This is a genomic window from Stappia sp. P2PMeth1, assembly GCF_900185735.1.
Classification (GTDB): Bacteria; Pseudomonadota; Alphaproteobacteria; order Rhizobiales; family Stappiaceae; genus Stappia.
The window spans coordinates 1-5,403 of the sequence record NZ_FYAW01000030.1 but is presented as its reverse complement, the minus strand read 5'-3'; the positions used below and the strand labels follow the sequence as shown (position 1 = coordinate 5,403).

Sequence of the window (5,403 nt, the reverse complement as noted above, 5' to 3'; positions counted from 1 at the left end):
CCATTGCGGGGACCCAAACACCCGATCCCATCCCGAACTCGGAAGTGAAACGCCCCAGCGCCAATGGTACTGCGTCTCAAGACGTGGGAGAGTCGGTCGCCGCCAGGCCCGCAAAGCGCAAAAAAAAATCTACAAAAAACACAAAATCAACGCGGGGTGGAGCAGCCCGGTAGCTCGTCAGGCTCATAACCTGAAGGTCGCAGGTTCAAATCCTGCCCCCGCAACCAAAATTACCGACAAATAACAGATACTTACGAAAACGCCTCGGCCCAAAAGCCGGGGCGTTTTTGCGTTCAGGGGCAATTTAGGGGCAGTAGCTCCCAACGACTGCCCACGATTCCCCATCAACTCCAGCAGGGGCGCTGCCCCCAAGCTCTGCGAAGATTGCGCGCCACTCGGCAGGCGCTTGTGGTATCGTGATAAGAACAAAAGACGAACTACGGGAAGCTCTGTCGGATGCGCCGATCCAGCCTACTCGATATCGATGACATCGAAACGATCGACACGCCCGACGCCGACCGCTGTGGCGTTGTGATAGGTGCCCCTGGTGGCAGTCCGCTTCAGCCGGCCAACGACAATCGGCCACTGTCACGGCAGTTGGACCGCCTCTTTACGGCAGCCCTTGATATCGAGGCACAAGCAGCGCAGGAGGCCGGCGCGCTCGGCTTCATGGCCCGTGCCCTCGTGCAGGCGACCATGCCGCACAAGGCGGTTGTCGCGAGCGAGTTCGAGCGCACCAACGGCGCCTTCACCATGACCATGGTGGCGCCGTCGAAGGTTGGTTTGCCCTACGGCAGCATCCCCCGGCTGATCATCGGCTTTCTGACGACCGAAGCCGTGCGCACGAGAGATCGCCACATCGTGCTCGGCAGCAGTCTCAGCCGCTTCATGGCTGAGCTCGATCTTGCGCCCACCGGCGGGCGCTGGGGCTCGATCCCGCGTCTGAAGGATCAGATGACCCGGCTCGTGTCCTGTTCGATCTCCTGCACCTACACAGCCGGCAACGGCATCGGCATCCGCAACGTGACCATCGCCGACGAGGCAAACCTCTGGTGGGAGCCCCGGCAGCCCGACCAGGACACCCTGTGGGAGAGCACCGTCATCTTGTCGGAACGGTTCTTCAAGGAGATCACCGAAAACCCCGTTCCGATCGACCTGCGCGCCCTGACCGCTTTAAAGCGCTCGCCGATGGCGCTCGATGTCTATCTCTGGCTGACCTACCGCATGTCCTATGTCAAGGGCCGCACCACGATTCCATGGGGCGCCTTGCAGCTCCAGTTCGGCGCGGATTACCCGGCCACGGCGCAAGGGCGCCGCAACTTCAAGAAAGCGTTTCTACACGCCCTTGCCAAGGTGCGTCTGGTCTATCCCGCGCTCCGGCTCGACGACACGGCCGAGGCGCTGGTCCTGCTGCCGAGCGTGCCGCATGTCATGCGCCGCTCTGTCGGCTGAGGAATCTCTCAAACTGCTTGTGGACCACTCTGGGGATTCGGATGGGTTATCCACGCATAAACGGTACCGCCCCCGAAATCAGATTTTCCGCCAGTCAAACGAACCTCGGCACGCATAAACGGTACCGGCTTTACGCATAAACGGTACCGCATATACCTATATGTACCTGTATTATTAAATCCTGTAGTTGGCGGCGCGTTCTTGTGGACAGAACCGACTTGGGTGCGAAGACGCAGGTCGATGCTTCGTTGGACGCCCCGCACGGACCGAAGCATCGCAAGGGGCTCGCGAACGGGTCCGAGTTGAGGACCCCGCTCTGCATCTCAGTAAACCATTGGCAGGTACCGTATCGTCGGATCAGGAATCCTTGTTCCGAAGGCGTTCAGCCTCGTCGCGGCGTGCCTGCCTCTCCGCCTGAGTGCGCGCCATCTCATCCTTGAAGGATTCTGCGTACTTCTTTCGCATCACCCAGACATAGAGCCCGACGGCGATGACGCCGAGCACGACGATCGTGGTCAGGTTTTCCATTATCCATCTCATTGGCGGCGCTCCTCTCTGTAGGCCATGGGGTTTTGAAGGGGGTGTGTGGCGCGCTGGGTGCCCTCTCAGATCATTCGTCGAAGCTGGGAGGGGCAGGTGGGCGGCGCGGCGTCTCGGATGAACCAGAAGGTCGCTCAGGCGGTCTGGGGCCGTCATCGTCGGGTGGGTTTGCTACGGCAGCGGGCGGGGGGCCGCCCTTGCGGGCACGCATCCGCGCCTGGAGCGCGGCGAGTTCAGCCTGATATTCGGCGTCATCCTCCAGATCGACAGCGTCATCCTGAGTGCCAGGAGAAGATGGCGCCGGGGCTTGTGCCGGCGCGACCGCCTCTGAGCCCTCGGCAGGCGCCGCAGGCGGTCTCGCTTCCGGAACAGGAAGCGGCGCGACGCGAGGCGCGCGCAGCACCTCCTTGCCGTACTTCGCTTGGTTCTCCTCGACCCACTCCTTGTGATCCGGGTCCGCGAACAGCGGCGTTTGCATGCGGGCACGAATGGCCAGGCCGTCCTGGAACATGACGCAATCTTCCCAGAACTCCGTGCCCATGAGCTGCTGCGGCGACGCCACCCAGTCCTCTTTGCCCCAGATGTCGCGCTTCCGACCAAGCCGCGCCGAGACATGGGCCGCGGTGGTGGTATCGTTCGGGCGGAAGTAGATCTGGCAGCGGCAGTTGGCGATGAGGCTCTCCCATTTCGGGTACACCTCTTTCAACTGCGCGATGTCCTGGGTGAACAGCCACATCCTGATCTTGTAGCTGCGCGTGATCGCGACCGCGTTCTCGATGATGCCCATGTAGCCGAGCTGTGGCATCTCATCGAGGAAGAAGGTGATCGGGTAGTTCAGGAACTTCGGATGCAGCTCCGTGTCGGCGGCGTTGCGCTCCATGATCTCCTTGCGCACCCGGATCGCTTCGCTCAGGAGCTGGCCCAGGATGACGCGTAGCACCGTGAGCGTCGCGCGCATCTCTTCCGGGGGCACGATCAGATAGACCGATCCCGATGCCCCCCGCTCGACCTGCCCGTCGCCCTTATCCTGCCAGCCGTACCACCTCTTCTCCTTCGAGGCCGCTACCGCATCGTTGTTGGCCGTCACGAGGATGTCCTCCATCGTGAAGCCCGGCGTCGTTGTCGAGGTGACCGTCCGTACCCGATCGGAACTCCAGACCTCAAGCTGCGTGTGCAAGGTTGTCGTGATCGACATGCGCAGCCCGTCGGTCTGCTTTTCGATGAGATTGCCGGCCTGGCGCAGGCGCGGGTCGCTTGATGCCTTCAGATCTTCGAGCATGTGGTCATGCTCTTCCTTCGAGGCCGCCAGAAGGCCTTGGACCTCCGCCATGTTCCGGAGGCCGGGCGGACGGGTGCTGACCACGTAGTAGATCAGGCCGCTCAGCAGCACTTTCGCGGAATCATCCCAGAACGGATCGCGGCTCTGGGGCACGATCAGCAGGTCGGCCACCAGCCGCGCATCGTCCCAGCTCTTCACCCGGTCGAGCGGGTTGTAGCTGTCGGAGTCAGGCTGACCGGGGGCGAACTTGAAGACCTGCCCGTAGAGGCTTCGCCACCACGCCGTCTCCTTGTAGTTCTCGCCCTTGGGATCGAGCACCACGACGGGGCCTTCGAACTTCAGCAGCGTCGGCAGGATGAATCGTTGGCCTTTGCCTGCCCCCGTCGGGGCGACCGTGAGCAGATGGCCTTCGCCATGGAAGTGGATCGGGTAGAACAGCGTCGTCCGTCCACCGTCTTCGTCAACATAGGGAAGGGCGAACCTCGCCAGTTCGATCGTATCCTCCGGCCAGGGCTCCCCCTTCTCCGGGATGAACCGTCCGCTCTCCAGTTGTTGCAAAGAAGCCCATGCGGCCGACGCGCTAATCGACTTCAGCCTCGCCTGGTTGTCGGGATGAAGCATCGGGAACGTACTGCGGAGTTGCGCTCGGAACTTCTCCAGATCGCCGGATTTCAGCTCCTGCCACAGGCGGACCTTGAACATGTGCTCCATGTAGGGGTCGTCGGTAATGATCCGGAGAGCTTCTCGCCATTCCGGGTCGAGTGACCGATACCAAGCCACATGGAACGACCCGCCCGTCCATCGGATCGACTCGTTCCCGCCCTTGCCCCCACCGAACAGCTTGCCCCAGACCATGGCTGCCCTCCGCCGCTGACCAGCCTCCTTTGTTCTTCCGTTCGGTTGTAACCCGATTTGCCTGTTCTTCCTATGACTTGAGCGGCCATCTCTGACGCTCGTTTCGTTGCAGGCTGTCAGGGACGGATTGTTGCCTGCGGCCATAAACCCTCATGCCCTGCGCCAGTGGGCATCGCAACAGTCTCCAAATCGGCCCCGCCGGCGATGGCGGGGTCGTTCTGTGTCCGGGTATCACGACTTTCGTTGGCGAGGTTCCTCCAATCCCTGTCGCTGATCGCTGCCCACGAGCCGTCCTCAGGTGTGGCTGACCTGGCAGGGACGCCGGGCGGCGCAACGGCGGTCGGTCAGTTTCTTCCCCTGCGGCCGAGGCCGCATTCCTCGCGGACGCGGTGCTTCAAGAAACAGCCCGCCCGCCGTCTTCCGGTTCCCTCCAGCCCGTGTGGGTGCGCCGCCCGTCTTGCCCCTGCCTCTCCGGTCGCCATCGGACGGCCGCGATGGGCGCGGTCGCAAAGACAAGGAGAGGAACCATGACCGCACAACGCATCGACGTTTACACCCAGGTCACCAACAACATCATCGCCGCCATCGAGGCGGGAGCCGGTGACTGGCAGATGCCCTGGCACCGCAGCGGCGAGGGCCTGAACCGCCCCGTCAACATCGACACCGCCAAAGCCTATCGCGGCATCAACGTCGTCAGCCTCTGGGCCTCCGCCCAAGCCAGCGGCTTCACCACCGGCACCTGGGGCACCTACCGTCAGTGGCAGGCCAACGGCTGTCAGGTCCGCAAGGGCGAGAAGTCGAGCCTCGTGGTCTTCTACAAGGAGTTCGACGTGGAAGAGCGGGACGATGACACCGGCGAAACCGAGCACGGCAAGCGCCTGATGGCCCGCGCGAGCTGGGTCTTCAACGCCGACCAGGTGGAAGGCTACGAGGCGCCGGCGCTCCCCGAGCCCAAGGACCCCGTCGCAACCGTGGCAGCCGCCGATCGCTTCATCACCGCCACCGGCGCAATCATCCGTCACGGCGGCACGCGCGCCTTCTATCGTCCCTCCGACGACATCATCCAGATGCCCGAGCGCGAGCGCTTCCTCGGCACCGAGACCAGCTCCGCGACCGAGAGCTACTACGCCACGCTCTTGCACGAGCTGGTGCATTATGCCGTAAGCTGGATTATGCCGCATGGCCGAGTTCGGCGGCCGTTGCGTCTGCTGTCGGCCATGCGGCAGTTCGGCATAATCAGAGCGTTTCGAGGAAAGCGAGCAGCTCATCGCTTGGGC

Annotated in this window: 4 protein-coding genes, 1 tRNA gene and 1 rRNA gene; 4 read left to right on the top strand and 2 right to left on the bottom strand. The window is 62.9% G+C overall.

Annotated elements, in window-relative coordinates; translation table 11 throughout:
• The 3 genes from rrf to P2PM1_RS19440 form a co-directional block, all read left to right on the top strand.
• Nucleotides 1-108: ribosomal RNA gene (gene rrf, locus P2PM1_RS19450) — 5S ribosomal RNA — on the top strand; the annotation flags it as partial.
• A gap of 42 nt (nucleotides 109-150) precedes the next feature.
• Nucleotides 151-227 (top strand) — tRNA-Met (locus P2PM1_RS19445).
• 229 nt (nucleotides 228-456) lie between these two features.
• Complete coding sequence (locus P2PM1_RS19440; RefSeq protein WP_186400190.1) at nucleotides 457-1,452, top strand: replication protein RepA; 996 nt, start codon at nucleotides 457-459, stop codon at nucleotides 1,450-1,452.
• Between the two features lie 357 nt (nucleotides 1,453-1,809).
• Here the strand turns inward: P2PM1_RS19440 and P2PM1_RS19435 are convergent, their stop codons facing one another.
• Both P2PM1_RS19435 and P2PM1_RS19430 read right to left on the bottom strand, forming a co-directional pair.
• Nucleotides 1,810-1,980 (bottom strand): hypothetical protein, encoded by a 171-nt coding sequence (locus tag P2PM1_RS19435; RefSeq protein WP_186400189.1) that lies wholly within the window; start codon nucleotides 1,978-1,980, stop codon nucleotides 1,810-1,812.
• Between the two features lie 82 nt (nucleotides 1,981-2,062).
• Complete coding sequence (locus P2PM1_RS19430; protein WP_186400188.1) at nucleotides 2,063-4,126, bottom strand: type IV secretory system conjugative DNA transfer family protein; 2,064 nt, start codon at nucleotides 4,124-4,126, stop codon at nucleotides 2,063-2,065.
• 527 nt (nucleotides 4,127-4,653) lie between these two features.
• On the opposite strand from P2PM1_RS19430, the gene P2PM1_RS19425 reads away from it, so the two are divergent.
• A partial coding sequence (locus P2PM1_RS19425; RefSeq protein ID WP_208985346.1) for an ArdC family protein occupies nucleotides 4,654-5,403 on the top strand: 750 nt, incomplete at its 3' end.